The 19,678-nt window shown below is 43.1% G+C and carries 16 protein-coding genes; 10 read left to right on the top strand and 6 right to left on the bottom strand.

What is annotated here, in order from left to right; all coding sequences use genetic code 11:
- Positions 1 to 11 precede the first annotated feature (11 nt).
- The gene (locus ACG9ZB_RS04760) at positions 12 to 1,835 is read right to left on the bottom strand and encodes an acyl-CoA dehydrogenase C-terminal domain-containing protein (RefSeq protein ID WP_419324473.1); all 1,824 of its coding nucleotides are present in this window, start codon (positions 1,833 to 1,835) and stop codon (positions 12 to 14) included.
- Positions 1,836 to 2,066: 231 nt separating this feature from the next.
- Between ACG9ZB_RS04760 and ACG9ZB_RS04765 the strand changes: the two genes are divergently transcribed.
- Positions 2,067 to 4,484 (top strand): hypothetical protein, encoded by a 2,418-nt coding sequence (locus ACG9ZB_RS04765; RefSeq protein ID WP_419324475.1) that lies wholly within the window; start codon positions 2,067 to 2,069, stop codon positions 4,482 to 4,484.
- Positions 4,485 to 4,526: 42 nt separating this feature from the next.
- Here ACG9ZB_RS04765 and aroE read toward each other — a convergent pair whose 3' ends face one another.
- The 3 genes from aroE to hemF form a co-directional block, all read right to left on the bottom strand.
- Positions 4,527 to 5,315 (bottom strand): shikimate dehydrogenase, encoded by a 789-nt coding sequence (gene aroE, locus ACG9ZB_RS04770; protein WP_419324477.1) that lies wholly within the window; start codon positions 5,313 to 5,315, stop codon positions 4,527 to 4,529.
- 91 nt (positions 5,316 to 5,406) lie between these two features.
- Positions 5,407 to 5,613: a hypothetical protein gene (locus ACG9ZB_RS04775; RefSeq protein WP_419324479.1), complete on the bottom strand. Its 207-nt coding sequence runs from the start codon at positions 5,611 to 5,613 to the stop codon at positions 5,407 to 5,409.
- A 285-nt stretch (positions 5,614 to 5,898) separates the two neighbouring features.
- Complete coding sequence (hemF, locus tag ACG9ZB_RS04780) at positions 5,899 to 6,840, bottom strand: oxygen-dependent coproporphyrinogen oxidase (RefSeq protein ID WP_419324481.1); 942 nt, start codon at positions 6,838 to 6,840, stop codon at positions 5,899 to 5,901.
- A 266-nt stretch (positions 6,841 to 7,106) separates the two neighbouring features.
- On the opposite strand from hemF, the gene hemN reads away from it, so the two are divergent.
- Positions 7,107 to 8,471 carry an oxygen-independent coproporphyrinogen III oxidase gene (hemN, locus tag ACG9ZB_RS04785; protein ID WP_419324483.1) on the top strand — a complete coding sequence of 455 codons (1,365 nt, stop codon included), beginning with the start codon at positions 7,107 to 7,109 and terminating at the stop codon, positions 8,469 to 8,471.
- A gap of 64 nt (positions 8,472 to 8,535) precedes the next feature.
- Here hemN and ribA read toward each other — a convergent pair whose 3' ends face one another.
- Entirely contained in the window at positions 8,536 to 9,138 is a 603-nt protein-coding gene (gene ribA / locus ACG9ZB_RS04790) for a GTP cyclohydrolase II (protein ID WP_058870370.1), read from the bottom strand.
- Positions 9,139 to 9,443: 305 nt separating this feature from the next.
- On the opposite strand from ribA, the gene dxs reads away from it, so the two are divergent.
- The 8 genes from dxs to ACG9ZB_RS04830 all read left to right on the top strand — a co-directional run bounded on the left by dxs (position 9,444) and on the right by ACG9ZB_RS04830 (position 18,558).
- Positions 9,444 to 11,345: a 1-deoxy-D-xylulose-5-phosphate synthase gene (dxs, locus tag ACG9ZB_RS04795; RefSeq protein WP_419324485.1), complete on the top strand. Its 1,902-nt coding sequence runs from the start codon at positions 9,444 to 9,446 to the stop codon at positions 11,343 to 11,345.
- Between the two features lie 116 nt (positions 11,346 to 11,461).
- Positions 11,462 to 12,292, top strand: a complete 831-nt coding sequence (locus ACG9ZB_RS04800) for an inositol monophosphatase family protein (RefSeq protein ID WP_004691373.1) — start codon at positions 11,462 to 11,464, stop codon at positions 12,290 to 12,292.
- A gap of 733 nt (positions 12,293 to 13,025) precedes the next feature.
- Positions 13,026 to 14,930 (top strand): DEAD/DEAH box helicase, encoded by a 1,905-nt coding sequence (locus ACG9ZB_RS04805; protein WP_419324487.1) that lies wholly within the window; start codon positions 13,026 to 13,028, stop codon positions 14,928 to 14,930.
- Positions 14,931 to 15,334: 404 nt separating this feature from the next.
- Entirely contained in the window at positions 15,335 to 16,153 is an 819-nt protein-coding gene (locus ACG9ZB_RS04810; protein ID WP_419324489.1) for an ABC transporter ATP-binding protein, read from the top strand.
- Positions 16,150 to 16,929: a lipid asymmetry maintenance ABC transporter permease subunit MlaE gene (gene mlaE, locus ACG9ZB_RS04815; RefSeq protein WP_419324491.1), complete on the top strand. Its 780-nt coding sequence runs from the start codon at positions 16,150 to 16,152 to the stop codon at positions 16,927 to 16,929. Before ACG9ZB_RS04810 ends, mlaE begins: the two co-directional genes overlap by 4 nt.
- Positions 16,929 to 17,603, top strand: a complete 675-nt coding sequence (locus tag ACG9ZB_RS04820) for an outer membrane lipid asymmetry maintenance protein MlaD (protein WP_236769219.1) — start codon at positions 16,929 to 16,931, stop codon at positions 17,601 to 17,603. The genes mlaE and ACG9ZB_RS04820 overlap by 1 nt, the downstream gene beginning before the upstream one ends.
- Before the next feature lie 20 nt (positions 17,604 to 17,623).
- The gene (locus tag ACG9ZB_RS04825) at positions 17,624 to 18,259 is read left to right on the top strand and encodes an MlaC/ttg2D family ABC transporter substrate-binding protein (RefSeq protein WP_125273539.1); all 636 of its coding nucleotides are present in this window, start codon (positions 17,624 to 17,626) and stop codon (positions 18,257 to 18,259) included.
- A gap of 11 nt (positions 18,260 to 18,270) precedes the next feature.
- Positions 18,271 to 18,558, top strand: a complete 288-nt coding sequence (locus tag ACG9ZB_RS04830) for an STAS domain-containing protein (protein ID WP_176538339.1) — start codon at positions 18,271 to 18,273, stop codon at positions 18,556 to 18,558.
- An 81-nt stretch (positions 18,559 to 18,639) separates the two neighbouring features.
- Here the strand turns inward: ACG9ZB_RS04830 and ACG9ZB_RS04835 are convergent, their stop codons facing one another.
- Positions 18,640 to 19,653, bottom strand: coding sequence for a CorA family divalent cation transporter (locus tag ACG9ZB_RS04835; protein WP_419324493.1), 1,014 nt, complete (start codon positions 19,651 to 19,653; stop codon positions 18,640 to 18,642).
- Between the last annotated feature and the right edge of the window lie 25 nt (positions 19,654 to 19,678).

Here is a 19,678-nt window from a genome sequence, read left to right on the forward strand (position 1 = left end):
AATACTGTTAGTTAGTAGTCAAAGCTAAAGTGTTCAGGTGCTAAAGAAGTCATGGTTTTTGAAGGATTGACCATTGCTTCAGCATGTCCTTGGGTACGTGGTAATAAACGTTCGAAATAGAAGTCTGCAACTTTAATTTTTGCTTTGTAGAATTCAGGTGTTTCTTGACCTTCACCAGATGCCAATTTAGCAGAAGCTACAGCCGCTTGTTGAGCCCAGAAGTAAGCCATCATTACATAGCCCGAGAACATCAAGAAATCGACAGATGCAGATGACACGATGTCACGGTCTTTACGAGCCGCCAGCATGATACGAACAGTTAAAGCATTCCATTGCGCGCAAAGCTTAGTTAAGTCCCAAGCAAAACGGCGCATGTATTTGTTGCGAGCATGTTGACCACAGAATTTCAGAATTTCAGCAGTGTAGTCACGAATGACTTTACCTTTAGAGGTCAGAAGTACTTTACGACCAATTAAGTCCAGTGCTTGAACACCTGTTGTACCTTCATATAGTGTCGCAATACGTGCGTCACGTGCAATTTGCTCCATGCCCCATTCTTTAATGTAGCCATGACCGCCATAGACTTGCATACCGTGGTTTGCAGCTTCCAAGCCTAATTCAGTTAAGAAGCCTTTTAAAATTGGAGTATAGAAACCTAAGTGATCATCATGTGCTTCAAATGCAGCAGTATCGCCACGTTCAAGCGCATCGGCCATTTTGTCGGCAATTTGCGCTGCATAATAAATCATTGAACGACCGCCTTCAGCAATCGCTTTTTGTGTTAGCAACATACGGCGAACGTCAGCGTGATGAATAATGGCATCCGCCACTTTTTCAGGGTCTTTTTTGCCAGAAAGTGCACGCATCGACATACGTTCTTTGGCATATGGAAGTGCACCTTGGAAAGAAAGCTCAGCATGTGCAATACCCTGAATTGCCGTACCGATACGTGCGGTGTTCATAAAGGTAAACATGGCATGTAAGCCTTTGTTTGGCTCACCAATCAAGTAACCGATAGCATTGTCAAAGTTCAGCACTGCGGTTGCAGAAGCACGAATCCCCATCTTATGCTCAATTGAACCACAGGTCACAGGGTTACGTTCACCAAGGCTACTGTCTGGATTGACCAAGAATTTAGGCACAATGAACAGTGAAATTCCTTTGGTGCCTGCTGGTGCATCTGGAAGACGAGCAAGTACGATGTGAATGATGTTTTCAGTTAAATCTTGCTCACCTGCAGAGATGAAGATTTTGGTGCCTGAGATGTTATAAGTGCCATCGGCATTTAATTCTGCTTTGGTCTTTACTTGACCTAAGTCGGTGCCACACTGAGGTTCAGTTAAACACATGGTACCAGACCATGTACCTGCCACTAAGTTCGGCATATACAGATTTTTCTGTTCGTCTGTACCAAACTGTAAAATGGTGTTCATACAGCCGATGCTTAAACCTGGGTACATTTGGAAAGACCAGTTTGCTGTGCCCATCATTTCCGATTTAATTAGGTTTAATGATTGTGGTAGGTTCTGACCGCCAAACTCTTCAGGGAAAGACAAACCTTGCCAGCCACCTTGGACAAACTGGTCGTAAGCTTCTTTGAAGCCTTTTGGTGTTTTTACTTCACCATTGTCGAAGGTACAACCTTCTTCATCGCCCGATTGGTTTAAAGGAGATAAAATATTTTCACAAAAATCTGCTGCGCCTTCTAAGATCATATCTACCGTATCAGCGTCGGCAGCTTCACCATTCGATAGGGTTTGATAATGTGCAGGATAATCCAGCACTTCATTCATTAAGAAGCGAATATCATGTAAGGGAGCTTTATATGCAGGCATGTGTGTAATCCTAATTTAGAAATAGTATTGGATTATTTAAATCGATCATTTCATTATTCATACATCGTATCAAAATACATTGATAGATCCGACTTGAGAAAATGTCAGAAAGGCGAATTGGTAGATAAAATCATCAATCAAAAAAGACAGTTCTGTTACACTGACTCGATGGTCTTTTGATCATGTACTTTTTTAATAAACTATAATTAACTCAGGTTTTCAGCAAGTATTATGCGCTTAAAATATATAACACTTTGTTTATTGGGTTTGAGTATCAGTGGGTGTACTCAGCATGTCATTAAATCCAATGCCTCTTCAGATCAGCAGCTCGGGCAACAAGCCACTCAAGGCCTTAATGCCATGTTTGAAAATGCCAGCTATGATTTTAAAGGTCAATTCTCTATTCAATCTGACTTTAATTTTAATGAGTCCAAGCCAAATTCCAAGTCCAATGCCCACTCAAATGGGACGAATTTAGATCCAGAGCTTAAAAAACAATTAGATCAACTATTAAAAAATCAAAAGATTTCCTTTACCACCAAAGAAAAACAAGCCTTATATGATGCACTTGCGCGTGAACAAAATTCGTATGCATCGTTGTATGGCAGTGGTGAATCACGTTCTGCTAAGGTTCAAATCGCAGAATCTTTGGTAAATTTACTCAATGACTTACAGTTTAGTTATCAAGGTTCTGTGCATTTCCGTCAAAAATTGGTGGCATTGACTTTGCAGTTAAGCTATCAAAAACCAACCTTACAAGTGCAAGCACAGTTGCCGATGGTGGTTGATTTTAATGATTATAAATTTTACACCAACTACCTTGCCTTTATGCCGTTCATGGTAAACCGTGAAAGTCAGGATCGCTTTGCCTATATTGACTTTTCTAAGCATAAAGAAGCATTCGGTAATATCGATTTTAAAAAGTTTGCTGAATATTTGAAGCAGATGAATGCACTGCCATATGCTTTGGCAGAGCCAAATCAGGTGCATAGTGTTGATTTAAGCAAGTCAGAAAAAGAAGCAGGCCTAAGCAAAAAAATTCGCTATATGGGTGACTTAGAAACAGCACAAATACAATTGGGCTTGTTTGAATACGTCAATAAACTACACTATACCCAGCAAATTCAAGCTTTTGATGCTAATAGTCTAATCAACGACGTCGCCAAAACGCCAAGTGCAGCGGATGTGGCAGCAGAAGCCGCTGATGCAGCCGAGATGGCTGTAAGTAGTGCAAGTGAAGACCCAGCCTATGATTCACTCGAACGTGTCAGTCATTTGGTAAACCAAAAAATGCAGAAACTGAGTGGTTATGGGCAGAGCGATGAACAAGATATTGTTGTAGATGCCGCTGCCGATGCTACGGTTGATGCAGCAGCAGATGTGGTTTATGCGCAGGCCGCGACAGAAGATGCTGATGAGACAACAACTGAAGTGTCTGCTTCTGCAGCACCAAATACGCTATCTGAAGAAGCTTGCGATGCGCTCATCAACAGCAAGAACATTCCTATTGGGAAGGTGACCGCATGCCGTGATTATCAAGATATTGATGTACTTGCACCTAAAGTAACCAATGAATCTGCAGATGAAGAGAGCTTTGGACAAACAGCGACCAATGTCTTGGAAGAGCTGAAACCACTTTTTATCGCGTATCAAACAGAGCAACTGGTAGACGCACAAAGCTTTAGACAGCTTTGGCAAAAACATCAGGCTGAAATTACACCGATCATGGCACAGCTGGGTAGCGAGCGTTCACCGTTTGTGATGGATGTTGGACTCGACCAAAAAGGTCGTGCGCAAAACATGGATTACAACATTGTGATTAGCGATGAGCAAATTGGTAAGCTGCAAATTAAGAGCACCAATCAGGTGTTTAATTATGGCAGTGCGACCGCCATTGACCGTCAAGCTTTAAGAAATGCCAAATCGATTGAGGAAGTGTCTAAAGGTTCATTGCTGGAAAATGTAGTGAAAGGCATGCTGGGCCCGTTAGGTGCAGATTCATCAAGTGTAGAGAGCGCATCATCAAGCACAACAGAATTACCTAAGGCTATTTCAGATTATTACCAGCAGGCAGCGCAGCAAAGCTATGCACGTCATCATTCTGAAGTCAAAGCCTACCAAGCGGTATTTGCTTTGATGTTTGCCGCACAGCGTCCAGAGTATATTCGTTACTATAGCTCAGCGACCATCAATGAAATTTCAGAAGTGTATGCCTATGAGTTCATGGATGTTGCAGAGCCGAAGGGTGCAGCACTTAAACGTCTGACTCAGTTACGTCAAAAACATGCTTTACAACACCAACAAGACTTTGACGAATTGGGCGAACGTGTCGCCAATATTGTTAATGATGCACTGGAAGATGTGCAAGAAAATCAGCAATCGAAAGATTTGGCGAAGAAATACAAAACCAAGCAAGCGGTCTTTGCTCAGGTCTATCAAGACAAATTTACCGATACCTATGAAATTGACCAAGAGCAGAGCGCATATTTGACTCAGTCTGCACAAGTCTTTGCTAAAGCATTTGCAGATGACTTAAAAGGTCAATTGACAGAAAAATCGTTGCAAGATTTGAAGCTTGAACATGACGACTTCTTTAGCGATTCGACCTATTACGAGACCTATAAGGCCGTACAGAAACACATGAACTAATCTGAAAAAAGAACCTCTGCAGAGGTTCTTTTTTATTTGTGCTTATAAAAAGTCTCTGAGGTTGGGTTTGATGCCATTCCAAATCGAAAAAGATTCAATTGCCTGACCAACCAGCATGCCGTAGCCTTCTGAGGTAGGTACGCCGCGAGCTTTGGCTTGATCTAGAAAGGTCGAAGGTTTGCCATAGGCCATTTCATAAGCATATTGAAATTGCAAAGCTTCAGGCAGAATTAAGGCATCGCCACTTAGGCTGGCAGAGGTTGCGTTAATCACCAAATCAAATTGCCCTTCGAGTGCATCTAAGCCGATGGCTTGTAATTCAGCTTGCGGTACAGCTGTTTTTAAGTCACTCACCAGTTGCTCTGCACGGGCAAGGGTACGATTGGCAATCACAATTTTTTTCACCCCTGCTTGGACCAGTGGGTAGATAACACCACGAGTTGCACCACCTGCACCGATGATTAACACATCAGTCTGGTCTAAGCTCCAGTCCAACGCACGAATGGCATCGACTAAGCCTTGTCCGTCGGTGTTGTCACCATGTAATTGACCATCGACCATCCACAGCGTATTGACTGCTTTTGCGATTTTAGCGCGTTTAGTAAGGACTGTGCAGGCTGCAAAAGCTTGCTCTTTAAATGGAACTGTGACGTTTAGACCAATGCCACCCTGTGAGAAGAATTCTTGGATGTTGGCGACGAAGCCATCGAGTGGCGCAAGACGTTTACTATAGTTGAGGTCGAGCCCCATTTTTTGTGCAAAGGCATGGTGAAGTTCAGGTGAGCGAGACTGCTCAATCGGGTTGCCAATAACAGCGAATTGTTTGCTCATCGCACCAAGTCCATGTGAGAAATGCCGTTCAATATACGGCAAATTAGACTCAGGCTAAAGCGTTAGACTATTTTTTTCTGAAGCAGAAGGCTTATGGATTACAGATGTTGTGAATCGTATCAAACAATAGCTTTGCCGCGGTCAGGATTAATCCGATACCTGCAAATACGGTGATGCTGATAGAAGCATTATCATTGAATGCACTTTCGGAAAAAATAGTGGTACTGATCGAGCTTAGCAACACAATAGCAAAGCAGAAAAGAACCATGGCGGTAGAGCTAACTCTTTTTGCGAACATGTTTGGGGCCTCATAGAACACAAAGGAGGATATTAAATATTGATGTCATTAAAATGAATGTATTGAAAATGACTTAATTTAGCTTACGGTTTTTGCGAATTTAAAAGAATCCAATTGCTGTTTTAAACCTGTGACAATGTTTTAATAAATGCAAAGAAATGACGCTTTGTGTAGTGGTCATTCTACGGGGAATTGATCGGGAAATATATAAAATTTAATGTATAAGCTGCCCTAATCTGGTGAAAAGGGCATACGTGGAGGATTTAGAATTGTAAGTCTATGTGTCTATTTGAGCAGCTTGAGCCAATCTTGCGGTTTGAGGTAATAATCGGTCAATTTTTTCTCAGCGGAATCAAGCTCCCATTCAGGTCGATATGACCAACCCGCCAAATTCGGCAAACTCACTAAAATCGATTCAATCCGGCCACCTGTTTGTAAACCAAAAAGTGTACCGCGGTCATAAACCAAATTATATTCGACATAACGACCACGACGATAGATTTGAAAGTCGCGTTGTGCTTCGCTATAAGGCTTGTCCTGGTTGCGCTGGAAGATTGGAAGAATGGCGTTGAGGTAGCCATTGCCCACAGCTTGGATATATTGGAAACAGGTTTCAAAGTCCCATTGATTGAGATCATCAAAGAACAATCCACCGACACCACGTTGTTCGTCACGGTGTTTTAAATAGAAGTAGCCATCACACCATTGTTTATGTTCGGCATAGACTTCAGCGCCAAAGGGCGCACATAAGTCATGCGCTGTCTGATGCCATGACAGTACATCTTCATCGTTGGGATAAAATGGAGTGAGATCGAAGCCCCCTCCAAACCACCAAATTGGATCTTGACCTTCTTTTTCAGCCACGAATAAGCGCACATTTGCATGTGAAGTCGGGACATTTGGATTTTTCGGATGGATCACTAAAGAAACACCCATGGCCTGTGCTTTGGCGCCTGCAATTTGCGGATGGCGTTCAGTCGCTGAAGCAGGGAGTTTAGATATGTTGATGTGTGAGAACATCACTCCACCTTTTTCAATCACCGTACCATTTTGCAGTACGCGTGAACGACCCCCACCGCCTTCAGGACGTTCCCAATCATCTATTCCAAACTGCGCAGTCCCGCCACCTGCACGTTCTTGTTGTTCAAGTGCCGCACAAATACGAGCTTGTAAGTCGAGGAGAAATTCGCGAACACGTTGGATATCCGCAGACGTTGGGTGCTGCATGAAAAGCCTCATGGGAAAAGATGAAAACTGCCTACATCAAAACATAAAACAGCAAAAAGATTAAGAATATTTTCCGAAGAGTCCTACTGCAGCATTCGATGTTGTTAAGCAATTCAAAAATGAAATGCTGCCATTCGAAAATAACCTGACCAATTCGCTAGGTTGAATTCTGATTCTAAGCTCAGCAGAATAACCACAGTACAGACCCGAGTTTGGCGATGCAGAATGGGCTGCATCTTCTGAATGCGGAAGAACTGATGGTAAATATGCGCGATTCATTGATTCAAAAATACAATGTTCCTGGTCCACGTTATACCAGTTATCCAACGGTGCCGTATTGGGAAGAGGCGCAGTTTTCTTTAGAGCAATGGAAACAGACGCTGAAAACATCGTTTGCTGAATCGAATTCAACTGAAGGCATAAGTTTGTATATTCATCTACCTTTTTGCGAAAGTCTTTGTACTTTTTGTGGCTGCCATAAACGCGTGACCAAAAAACATGAGATGGAACAGCCCTATATTCAGGCGGTTTTAAAGGAATGGTCTCTTTATTGTGACTTGCTTGAAGAAAAGCCGCGCATTAAAGAAATTCATTTGGGTGGAGGAACGCCCACTTTCTTTTCTCCAGCGCATTTAACTCAGTTAATTGAAGGCATCCTTGCGCAGGCAGAGATTGCCGAACAGCATGAGTTTAGCTTTGAAGGGCATCCGAACAATACCACACGGGAGCATTTGCAAGCCTTGTATGACTTGGGCTTTCGCCGTGTTAGTTATGGGGTGCAGGATTATAATGAAACCGTACAAAAAGCCATTCATCGGATACAGCCTTTTGAACATGTCGAGCAAGTGACGCAGTGGGCACGTGAAATAGGCTATAGCTCAATTTCACATGATTTGGTCTTTGGTCTGCCTTTTCAAAACCTCGATGATGTGCTCAATACCATTGATCAAACCAATCGTTTACGCCCAGATCGTCTGGCATTTTATAGTTATGCGCATGTGCCTTGGATCAAGGGCAATGGACAGCGTGGGTTTAAAGACCATGATGTGCCGAAAGATGAAATAAAGCGCCAGTGTTATGAAGAAGGGAAAAAGAAGCTGCTTGCGCAGGGTTATCATGAAATTGGTATGGATCATTTTGCTTTAGAAAGTGACGCGATGTACCAATCATTTCAGTCAGGCACTCTGCATCGCAATTTTATGGGCTACACCGCATCAAAAACCCAAGTGATGATAGGTTTAGGTATCTCATCCATCAGCGATAGTTGGTATAGCTTTGCGCAAAATGAAAAAAAACTCGAAGATTATTATGCGCGACTCGAAAACAATGAAATTCCCGTCTATCGCGGGCATATTTTGAGTACTGAAGATCTGATGATTCGTCGTCACATTTTAAATTTGATGTGTAGCTTCCAAACGTCGTGGGCAGATCCAAGTATGCAGTTTCCTGAATTGGCTGAGGTCTTGGGACAACTGGAAGAAATGCGGGACGATGGTTTATTAGAGATTGGACTACAAAGTATACGGGTGACTGAGCAGGGCAAAGCCTTTGTACGCAATATTTGTATGGCGTTCGATTTGCAGTTAAAACGCCGTCAACCCGAGAGTCGTATTTTCTCCATGACCATCTAATTTGATTGAAGTGCTCTAAGCCGGCCTTTTTTAAGCAGGCTTGCTTAGAGTATGTTTTCAAATTTTAAAAATCATCTTTCTTGTACAAGTGTGCCATGCGTTCATGTTTGGTTTTTAAATATTCTTCATTGAAAGGATTTAAACCGACCGTCAAAGGCACACGATCCACGACATTGATCCCTTGCTCTTGCAGTGCCGCAATCTTTAACGGATTATTGGTAATCAAACGGACTTGTTGAATATTTAAATGATCCAACATAATGCTGACCATGTCATAACGACGTGCATCGGCAGGGAGATTGAGCATTAGGTTGGCATCAACGGTGTCATGCCCTTGGTCTTGCAGCGCATAAGCACGGATTTTATTGGTGAGACCAATGCCACGACCTTCTTGACGCAAATACAGAATCACCCCTTGTCCAGCTTCATTGATCAGTTTTTGCGTGGCTTGTAATTGTGGGCCACAGTCACACTTTAGCGAAGCGAAGGCATCGCCTGTGAGACATTCTGAATGAACACGGACTAAAACGGGTTCTGTGATCGGCTGATCCAAACCTTTTGAGAGTGCAACATGTTCTTCACCGGTCTTAGGATCTTGAAATACGGTGATGTTAAATTCACCAAAAGCAGTCGGTAAACGGGATGTGGCAACAAATTCAATAGGCACAGCTAAACCTGTAAATAGTTCAGAAATTGGCTAAAGTATAGCGTAATGCATCGACATTGGTAGAATTGCATCAGCGAATTTATGCAGAAGATTTTCTTTTTTGTATAAAGCGAACGATAATAGTTGATAAATAGTAAGATTATTCAGGATAATCACCTGCACTAAACGAACACCCAGTGAGAGCACTGCTCAAAACTGCATCGCTAAAAATATGGCTGATTGAAGGTGATAGCATTCGACGATATGATCGAATTACCCATTTGACCTAGCTAGATTTGCCAGGCTTTAGAAGGCTTTGCCATATTATGTTGTATACAGAAATACCAGCTCATCGCCCTGTAACACCGTTGTTGGATACGATTGATCATCCTCAACAACTTCGCTCGCTTGAGCAAAGTCAATTAGCACAAGTGGCAGACGAGCTACGTCAATTTATTCTGTATGCCGCAGGACAAAGTGGGGGACACTTTGGTGCAAACCTCGGCGTAGTGGAGCTCACCGTGGCATTACATTATTGCTTTAACACACCGAATGACCGCTTAATTTGGGATGTCGGTCATCAAGCTTATCCGCATAAAGCATTAACGGGCCGCCGTGAACAGCTCACAACGATTCGTGCTAAAGATGGTTTGGCTGCCTTTCCTGCGCGTGATGAATCGGTGTTTGATACCTTTGGAGTCGGACACTCTTCGACTGCGATTTCAGCAGGTCTAGGTATGGCGCTGGCACGTCGTTATCAAAACAATCCATGTGAAGTGGTCGCGATCATTGGCGATGGAGCGATGACAGCAGGTATGGCCTTTGAAGCCATGAACGATGCAGTCGCGCATGATGCGGACCTGATGGTGGTGCTGAATGACAACGATATGTCGATTTCATGCAGCACAGGTGGTTTTGCTAAACATTTGGCTTCAATTTGGGAAAGTGGTAAGTCCATTAATATTTCAGCGGATGGCGAAGCTTATGTGCAGCCACATCCTGAATGGACCTATAACTCACGCTTACATAGCGCAGCGACAGATGCCGCTGACAACGTATTTAAAGCGATTGGTTTTGATTACTTTGGGCCTTTCGATGGCCACGATGTCGAACAGCTGACACAAGTCTTTACCGCATTGAAAAAACGTAAAGGACCACGTTTAATTCATGTCTATACCAAAAAAGGCAAAGGCTTCGCCCCTGCTGAAGCTGACCAAATCAAATATCATGCGATTACAAAAATAAATGCTAAGTCTGCGCCACAAACAGCGCCCAAATATTCAGATGTCTTTGGTCAATGGTTGTGTGATGAAGCCGCACAAGATGAGCGTTTACTGGCGATTACCCCTGCCATGTGCGAAGGCTCAGGTATGGTGGGTTTTGCTAAACAGTATCCACAACGCTTTTTTGATGTTGCGATTGCAGAACAGCATGCCGTGACTTTGGCGGCGGGTATGGCGTGTGAAGGCTTAAAACCTGTGGTGGCCATTTACTCGACTTTCTTGCAACGCGGCTATGATCAATTGATTCATGATGTGGCCTTGCAAAATCTGGATGTTACCTTTGGTATCGACCGTGCAGGTTTAGTGGGTGAAGATGGGCCAACTCATGCTGGGGCCTATGACTATGCCTTTATGCGCACTGTGCCGAACCTTGTGATTATGGCGCCTAAAGACGAAAATGAATGTCGTCAAATGTTGCATACGGCTTATTTATACAATGGTCCTGCCGCAGTGCGTTACCCGCGTGGCAATGGTTTGGGTGTTGAAATTCAACAACAGATGACCCCGATGGAAATTGGTCAGGCTGAAATTGTAGCGAGTTTTAATGATGCCCAAGACGACGTTATTAGCATTCTCGCTTTTGGTAGTCGTGTTCAGGCCGCAGTAGAGGCAGCACAGAAATTGGCTGAACAAGATTTAGCGGTTCGTGTGGTGAATATGCGCTTTGTTAAACCGCTTGATGAAAAGATGATAGCGACTTTAGCACCATCAACGGCTTTATTTGTTACGGTTGAAGAACATGCAGTAATGGCGGGTGCGGGCAGTGCAGTCAATGAATATTTGGCACAGGCTCAAATCGTCAAACCGATGTTAAATCTCGGTTTAGCGGATACCTTCATGCATCAAGCCACGCATGCGCAAATGTTGCATCAGGCGGGACTAGATGCAGAAGGCATTGAAAGCTCGGTGCGCCAAGCGTGGTCAAAACTTGTACATATGGTTTAAGCACCGTTTTTAAATTTTAGAAACATTTTTTCCCTAAAAGCCCCGATCTTTGATAAGATGCGCAGGCTTTTATGCATTATTCTTTATCAATATCTTCAAATTGTAGTGGGTGTTCAATGGAACCTATGGTGGTGATGGCTGCGCGTGCGGCTCAATTAGTCGGTCAAGAGCTTTTAAAAGCGCATCAAAATCGTCATAAGCTCGATCTACAAGTCGAAGAAAAAGGAATTGATGGTCCTGTAACGCGTGTAGACCGTTATTTGGAACAATTGGCTATCGATACCCTACGTAAAAGCTATAAAAATCACAGCTTCCTTGGTGAAGAGTTTGGTTTTCAAGAAGGTAAAGGTCACGACGCAGATTGGTGTTGGATCATCGACCCACTTGATGGTACGCTAAACTTCATTAACGGTGTTCCTCACTTCTGTATCTCTATTGCAGTTCAACATAAAGGCATTACTCAACACGGCGTAATTTACGACCCTGTGAAAGATGAATTGTTCTCTGCAAGTCGTGGTCGTGGTGCCATGATGAACCAACGCCGTATTCGTGTAAATGTGAAAGACAGCCTTGAAAATACATTCATGTCTGTAGGTCATGCTTACCGTGCAAAACGTAATGGTGAAGTGATTTCTTATGCAAAAAATCATTTTGATTCATTGTTAAATGTGACTGAAGCTGGCGCGCAGTACCGTCGTACAGGTTCTGCAGCATTAGATTTGGCGTATGTGGCGGCAGGTCGTTTCGACGCGTACTTCGAACTCGGTTTAAAGCCTTGGGATATCGCAGCTGGCGAGTTGATCGTGAAAGAAGCGGGCGGCACAGTGGTTGATGCACGTGGTGGTAGCGAATCTATGGAAAATGGCCAAGTACTGGCATGTTCTATGAAAATGTTAAAACCTCTGATGAAAGCAGTTGTACCTGCTTGGGGTGAAGCGGCTAAGTAATAGCATGCAGATCGTGTTTTAAGACATTGAAAAAGCCCTCATAAGAGGGCTTTTTCTTTGATAAGGATGAAAAAAGTAAAGACTTTTGTGGTGATTTATTTTATGGCTTTAACTTCTATAGATTGTAAAACATAGCCTGTGCTAGATTATGATCACGTCTGAATGAAGATCACTCTATCTCAGAAATAAAGTGGGTTAAAATTAGCCAACGTCCCCTATTTAATTAGCATTATAGACCTGTATTACCTTGCCATATCCTGATAGTACTAGAACAAGAGCTAGTACAATTAATTGCGTTTTATGGCTGATAGTTAAGGGATAGAACGTAGAATACTATTCAATATTTTTCTAGATGGTCAAAAAAATAAAGTGAAAACCTGCATTTATTCAATCTTTGAGGAAAATATTGTATCAATTTCACAAAAAGAGGTGACTTTTAAAAATATCCTGCTATAATCCGCCCACGCACTAAATTTCGTTCATTACCTGAACATTCTCTTCTATCATTGTGTATGCGCGTCCGGTCCAAAGAGAGGACATTATTTCGCGCCCCACCCAATCGCTTAAGCGATTCCTTCAGGTTGCGGCTGTAATCAAATGTGCGTTATACGCATCGTCGTTCTCGGATCGCCGCTGATTCTATATTTTCAGCGATTATTGCTGTGCCGCTTTTTGCCGATGTCCATCAGACCATATATTTAATGGAGCACCCATTTTTCGGGTGAAATACTCTATGAGCAAAACTTTTGCTGATTTTCCTTTACATGAATCGTTACAACAAGCTTTACAAAGCTTAGGTTTTACTTCTCCTACGCCTGTACAGGAACAATCGATTCCTGCAGCTTTAGAAGGTAAAGACCTTTTAGTATCTAGCCAAACAGGTTCAGGTAAAACTGCAGCGTTCTTACTTCCAACGTTAAACGCACTTGCAGCCCAAGAGACTTTCGTTCCGTTCAAAGAACGTATGAAAGTAATTACTCAACCAAATATTTTGGTTCTTTGCCCAACTCGTGAGTTGGCGCAGCAAGTAAGCCAAGACGCGATTGGATTTGTCCGTCACATGAAGGGTGCACGTATTGCAGCGATCATGGGTGGTATGCCTTTTGGTAAACAAATTCAACAGTTAAAAGGTGCACAAGTTGTTGTTGCGACTCCAGGTCGTTTACTTGACCTTGTAAACCGTCGTCAAATTAAATTAGACCAAGTTGATGCGCTTATTGTTGACGAAGCAGACCGTATGCTTGATCTAGGTTTCTCTGAAGACTTAGAAGCAATTAGCGATCTTGCTGCAAACCGTAAACAGACTTTAATGTTCTCTGCAACATTTGCTGGTCGTATCATTACACTTGCTGAACGCATGATGAATGATCCACACCGTATTGCAATCGAAACTGGTCACTCTACGAATACTGACATCACTCAGACTTTACACTGGACTGATGGCTTTGAGCACAAGAAAAAATTACTAACGCATTGGTTAAGTGCTGAAGACTTAGATCAAGCAGTTGTATTTGCTTCTACTCAAGAAGATACTGATATGTTGGCTGAAGAACTTGCTGAAGCAGGTTTATCAGTTGTAGCACTTCATGGTGCTATGCCACAAACTGTGCGTAACCGTCGTTTACGTAGCATCCGTGAAGGTCGTGCAAAAATTTTAGTTGCAACCGACGTTGCTGCACGTGGTCTTGACGTACCAACCATCTCACACGTAATCAACTTCGGTCTTCCAATGAAGAACGAAGACTATGTACACCGTATTGGTCGTACAGGTCGTGCGGGTCGTACTGGTAAAGCAATCACTTTAGCAACTTACCGTGAACGCGGTAAAATCCGTGCTTTAGAAGATTTCTTAGATGCGCGTTTGAATGTATCTGAAATTGAAGGTCTTGAGCCATCTCCACCTCCTGCACGCGGTAGTCGTGATGGTAGCGGTCGTGGTCGTGATGGTCGTGGTCGTGGTCGCGGTGGTTTCGGTGGTCGCGATGGCGGTGGTCGTGCTCGTTTCGAAGGTGAGTCCAACTTTAAACGTCGTGAAGGTGGTGATGACCGTCCGCGTCGTAGCTACGATGACAAACCTCGTGGTGATCGTCCATCATTTGGTGGTGAAGATCGTCCACGTCGTGAGTTTAATAATGATCGTCCACGTCGTGAAGGCGGTTTCGGTGATCGTCCACAACGTTCTTTTGATGACCGTCCAAAACGTGATTTTGGTGATCGTCCAGCGCCACGTCGTGAAGGCGGTTTCGGTGATCGTCCACAACGTTCTTTTGATGATCGTCCAAAGCGTGAATTTAACTCTGATCGTCCACGTCGCGAAGGCGGTTTCAACGATAAACCACGTTTTGACTCGAATGATGACAACCGCGGTAACCGTGTAGACTACAAACCACGTCGTGAAGGTTCTTTTGGTGACCGTCCAAAACGTGATTTTGGTGATCGTCCAGCGCCACGTCGTGAAGGTAGTTTTGGCGACCGTCCACAACGTTCTTTTGGTGATGACCGTCCTAAACGCTCTTTCGGTGGTGATGACCGTCCGAAGCGTACTTTTGGTGAAGATCGTCCAAAGCGTGAATTTAATTCAGATCGTCCACGTACTGAAGGCGGTTTTGACCGCCCACGTCGTAAGTTCAACGACTAAGTTGAGCTGAAACGAAAAAACCAGTGGAAACACTGGTTTTTTTTGTGTCGATTACTTTTAAAACATAAATTAAAATGTATACTGGATCATATTTTAATTGTTTTGATAATAATGATGCACAATAATGAGGTTGAATCCATCGCCACACTCTCTGACGTGAAAGAGGTCAATATGGCACATTATCTCGGACTCTTTTTGCTGATTTGCAACATTCTTTTCTTTGTCTATAGTCGTTATGGATGAAGAAATTCATCTTATGTAGCTTGTTTTCGCCGTTCAAATAAATATAAATACAACCAACTGAAATCAATTCGTGCACAAAATTAGACACGGAATACGCTAACATATCGTTTTTTAATCCTTTATAGTATGCATGCTGAAAAAATGCAGGAAAACGCACAGCTATGAATAATCAAGCGCCTCTGACTGCTCAAGCCCTCATTGAGGTCAAAGACCTGAGCTTTAAGCGAGGGGAACGTGTCATTTATGATCAGGTCAATTTAAAAATTCGACAGGGTCAAATTACGGGCATTATGGGACCATCGGGTACAGGTAAAACTACTTTACTGCGTTTAATTGGCGGTCAATTGACCCCTGAGCAAGGTGAAGTGCTTTTTGATGGGCAAAATCTTTCGAAAATGTCACGCAAAGAGTTATTCGCTGCGCGTGCGCGTATGGGTATGCTTTTTCAAAGTGGCGCTTTGTTTACCGATATGTCGGTGTATGAAAATGTGGCCTTTCCGATAAGAGCACATACCAAGCTGCCTGAGCATTTACTGTCAGAAATTATATCTTTAAAACTAGAATCTGTCGGCTTACGTGGTGCAGAACAGATGATGCCTTCTGAGCTCTCAGGCGGGATGAACCGTCGTGTGGCTTTGGCACGTGCAATTGCGCTAGATCCTGAGCTGATCATGTACGATGAGCCATTTGCAGGACAAGATCCAATTGTGAAGGGTGTACTCACACGTCTGATTCGATCATTACGAGAAGCTCTTGATTTAACAACAATTATTGTCTCACATGACGTGGCTGAAACCTTATCGATCGCAGACTATATCTATGTTGTTGCTGAAGGTAAAGTGCAAGGTGAAGGCACGCCTGAACAGTTACAGGCGAATGCTTCTCCCTTTGTTAAACAGTTTTTAACAGGTGCAGTTGAAGGGCCTGTCGATTATCAATTTAGCCATAAGGCATATCTAAATACTGAGGTGCAAGCATGAATGCGATAGCACTCTTAGGTCGACGCGTGATTGAACGGGTTCGCGGCATTGGTGTTGCCAGCCTAATGTTATTACAAATTTTATTTTCGATGCCCAATGCTTTAGGTGTTCGGTTATTTGTTTACCAAATGTACCGTGTTGGGGTGTTATCACTGCTTATTATTGTGGTGTCAGGGCTATTTATTGGCGCGGTACTGGGCTTACAGATGTATAGCATCTTGGTGACCTTTGGTAGTGAAGCGATGCTGGGTACAGCAGTTGCGTTAACCTTACTTCGTGAGTTAGCACCTGTAGTTGCAGCATTGCTGTTTGCAGGTCGTGCAGGTTCTGCATTGACGGCTGAGATTGGCTTAATGAAAGCCACAGAGCAGTTGTCCAGTATGGAAATGATTGGGGTTGATCCACTTAAACGTGTGATTTCGCCGCGACTTTGGGCCGGTATTTTCAGTTTACCGATGTTGTCTGTCATTTTCGCTGCGGTGGGGATTATGGGTGGTAAAATGGTGGGTGTGGACTTCTTGGGTGCAGATGAGGGTTCTTACTGGAGTGGCATTCAAAGTAGCGTAGAGTTTTATAAAGATCTCCTGAATGGCACCATCATTAAAAGTTTTGTTTTTGCTTTAATTTGTACATGGATTGCGGTGTATCAAGGCTATGCCTGTGAACCGACATCTGAAGGTATTGCGACATCAACCACACGCACTGTGGTCTATTCATCGCTCTGTGTTTTAGGTTTTGATTTTGTGTTGACTGCGGTCATGTTTGGAGGTGTTTAATGAAATCACGTGCAAGTGAGCTGGCAGTCGGCATATTTGTCATTTTATTCGGTATTGCTTTGTTCTTTATTGCGATGCGAGTGAGTGGCCTGGTGGGATCAAATCTCAGTGATCGCTATGAAATGAGTGCAACCTTCGATAACGTAAATGGTTTAAAACCACGTGCGAAAGTGACGATGAGTGGGGTAAAAATTGGTCAAGTTGACCAAATAAGCTTAGATCCTGTGACACGTTTAGCCACGGTTTCTTTTTCTTTGGATGGTAAATTAACGACCTTTAATGCAGCACAACTCAAAGAAGTTGAAAAGAATGCACTTGAAGAGCTTCGTTACAGTAGCGACTATACCGCTGCGGATGCTGCGCAACAAAAAGAAATGGAAAAGCAACTTATTGCGAACATGAAGTCCATCACCAGTATTGATGAAGATGCTTATATTATGGTGGCAACCAATGGTCTGCTAGGTGAGAAGTACTTGAAAATTGTTCCAGGGGGCGGTTTGAACTATGTGAAACGTGGTGAAAGCATTGGCAATACCCAAGGCACAATGGACCTAGAAGACTTAATTACTAAATTTATTACGGGTGGTGCAGGTAAATCGAAAGATGCTTCAGCAACAACTGAGCAACCTGAAACCACTGAAATAGCAGATGCCAACGTGTCATTTGTTGAATGATTTGAAGAGGACCAATTGTAGTGAATACTTTATTGAAACAAACACTGACAGCTAGCATTTTAACTACAATGTTTGCAGGTACTGCTTTTGCAGCACCAAGTGAAGCACCACCTGCTTTTGTTAAAAAAGTGGCAGATGCTTTGATTGCGCGTTTAAAAGCGGATCATGCCAAGCTACAAAACAACCCAGCTGCTGTGAAAACGATTGTTCGTCAAAACTTAGACCCGTATGTGGATTCACAAGCGTTTTCTCGTATTGTGATGGGGACTTATGCAACTAATCAATACAGTTCAGCTGCACAACGAGCGAAGTTTGAAAATAATTTCCGTGAAACACTGATTGAAAACTACGGTACCGCATTTGCGAAGTTCAGCAATCAGACGTATACCATCCGTCCGTATAAAGAAACCAATAGCAAAAACCCTGTGGTGACGATCGACTTTAATAACAAAGGCGAAAAAATCCCAGTGTCTTTCCAGTTGGCGGATAAAGGCAACCAATGGAAAATCCGTAATATCAATGTGTCGGGTATCGACCTTGGTTTACAGTTCCGTAATCAGTTTGCGGCAACAGTTAAACGTAATGGCGGCGACCTAGATAAAGCGATTGCAAACTTCCAACCTGATGCAGAAGCAGCAGTTGAAAAGAAAAAATAAGTAGGTGAAAGGTGATTAACTTTAGCAATCAGGAAATGCAGCTTTCAGGTCAGATTACATATGACAATGCTGAAAGTTACTATCAACAAGGTTTGAAGGTGATTCAGTCACAGTCTTATCCTGTGGTGGTGAATCTGGCACAGCTTGAGCATGGTAGTACATTGGCACTGGCAGTTTTGGTGCGTTGGTTGCGTCAAACACCCGATGCACGTAGTTTACATTTTAAAGCTGTACCTGAAAAAATGATGAAAGTAATTCAAGCCTGTCATTTACAGGATGACTTAAAGTTAATCCCTTAAATAAAAAAAGCACCTTAAGGTGCTTTTTTTATTTGTTGCGTTTCTTAAATCTATGAGGAAAAGCCGTGTTTTAATGTGTACTCAAATCCATTTCTTCCAGCGGAAGTAAATGAGTGGGCCAATCAGGAACGCCACTAATATTAGGCTCACCACAATAAAACTGGTGCCGCCTTTGGCAAAAGGCAACACATCGGTGTTCATGCCGTAAATACTGGCAATTAGCATTGGTGGAGCCAGCATACTGGGTAAGATAGAAAAGCGACGAATCGTATCATTCTGCTCGGTATTAATGAAGCCTGAGGTCGTGTCCAGTAAGAATCGCACTTTTTGGAATAAGAAGGCATCGTGCTCAACCAGTGAGCGCACGTCTTCACTGAGCTCTCGAATCTCTGCATCATAAATATGACTACCTAAAGCACGCGGGCGTGATAAAAAGGTCAGCACACGGCGTAAGTCAATCAAACACAGCTGTGCTTTTCCAAGCATATCTTCCAAGTGAGCCAGACGGGTAATCATGTCATCTAAGTCGAGAATCATCTCACGGTGACGGTTATTCAGTACTTCTGTGGAATACTTTTCCAAGTCCTTGTGGATATCTTCTAAGATATCCGCAAGCTCGTCCAGCTTCGCCTCGAGTAAACCGAGTAAGATCCAAGTTGGATCTTTATAGTCAATTTCGTAGTCATTGCGACGCGCACGCGCACGAAAGGCACGGAACGCTACCAATTTTTCCCCACGAAGGGTAAAGAGCCGTTCTTTATGTAAAATGAAAGCGACAGTTTGTACCGTGGCAAGGGCACCGCTGCTTTCTTCAGGCTCGCCATCGACTTGATAGTTTTTATTTTTCGTTAAAAAATACGTACTGATATGCAAAATACCGTCGTCATCACGGTAGAATCGAGCTGAAGATGAAATGTCTTCGAGTGATTTTAACGTAGGTAAATTTTGTTCATATGCATCTAAAATCCACTGTTGTTCTTCTTGGGAGGGAGCAATGAGGTCAAGCCAGACCAAATCGGGCTGAAGATCGAAATCGCCATTAATGGTGATGTCTTCTAAGCTACCGCGCTCTGTGGCGTAAAAGGCTTCAAGCATGCCGTCTTTCTCCTTTGCGCAGTAA

The organism is Acinetobacter johnsonii (assembly GCF_048551975.1).
Taxonomy (GTDB): Bacteria; Pseudomonadota; Gammaproteobacteria; order Pseudomonadales; family Moraxellaceae; genus Acinetobacter; species Acinetobacter johnsonii_A.

Bases quoted from the DNA above. Each gene is read 5' to 3' on its own strand.
- ACG9ZB_RS04760 (WP_419324473.1), bottom strand. From the start codon at position 1,835: ATGCCTGCATATAAAGCTCCCTTACATGATATTCGCTTCTTAATGAAT.
- ACG9ZB_RS04765 (WP_419324475.1), top strand. From the start codon at position 2,067: ATGCGCTTAAAATATATAACACTTTGTTTATTGGGTTTGAGTATCAGT.
- aroE (WP_419324477.1), bottom strand. From the start codon at position 5,315: ATGAGCAAACAATTCGCTGTTATTGGCAACCCGATTGAGCAGTCTCGC.
- ACG9ZB_RS04775 (WP_419324479.1), bottom strand. From the start codon at position 5,613: ATGTTCGCAAAAAGAGTTAGCTCTACCGCCATGGTTCTTTTCTGCTTT.
- hemF (WP_419324481.1), bottom strand. From the start codon at position 6,840: ATGCAGCACCCAACGTCTGCGGATATCCAACGTGTTCGCGAATTTCTC.
- hemN (WP_419324483.1), top strand. From the start codon at position 7,107: ATGCGCGATTCATTGATTCAAAAATACAATGTTCCTGGTCCACGTTAT.
- dxs (WP_419324485.1), top strand. From the start codon at position 9,444: ATGTTGTATACAGAAATACCAGCTCATCGCCCTGTAACACCGTTGTTG.
- ACG9ZB_RS04800 (WP_004691373.1), top strand. From the start codon at position 11,462: ATGGAACCTATGGTGGTGATGGCTGCGCGTGCGGCTCAATTAGTCGGT.
- ACG9ZB_RS04805 (WP_419324487.1), top strand. From the start codon at position 13,026: ATGAGCAAAACTTTTGCTGATTTTCCTTTACATGAATCGTTACAACAA.
- ACG9ZB_RS04810 (WP_419324489.1), top strand. From the start codon at position 15,335: ATGAATAATCAAGCGCCTCTGACTGCTCAAGCCCTCATTGAGGTCAAA.
- mlaE (WP_419324491.1), top strand. From the start codon at position 16,150: ATGAATGCGATAGCACTCTTAGGTCGACGCGTGATTGAACGGGTTCGC.
- ACG9ZB_RS04820 (WP_236769219.1), top strand. From the start codon at position 16,929: ATGAAATCACGTGCAAGTGAGCTGGCAGTCGGCATATTTGTCATTTTA.
- ACG9ZB_RS04835 (WP_419324493.1), bottom strand. From the start codon at position 19,653: ATGCTTGAAGCCTTTTACGCCACAGAGCGCGGTAGCTTAGAAGACATC.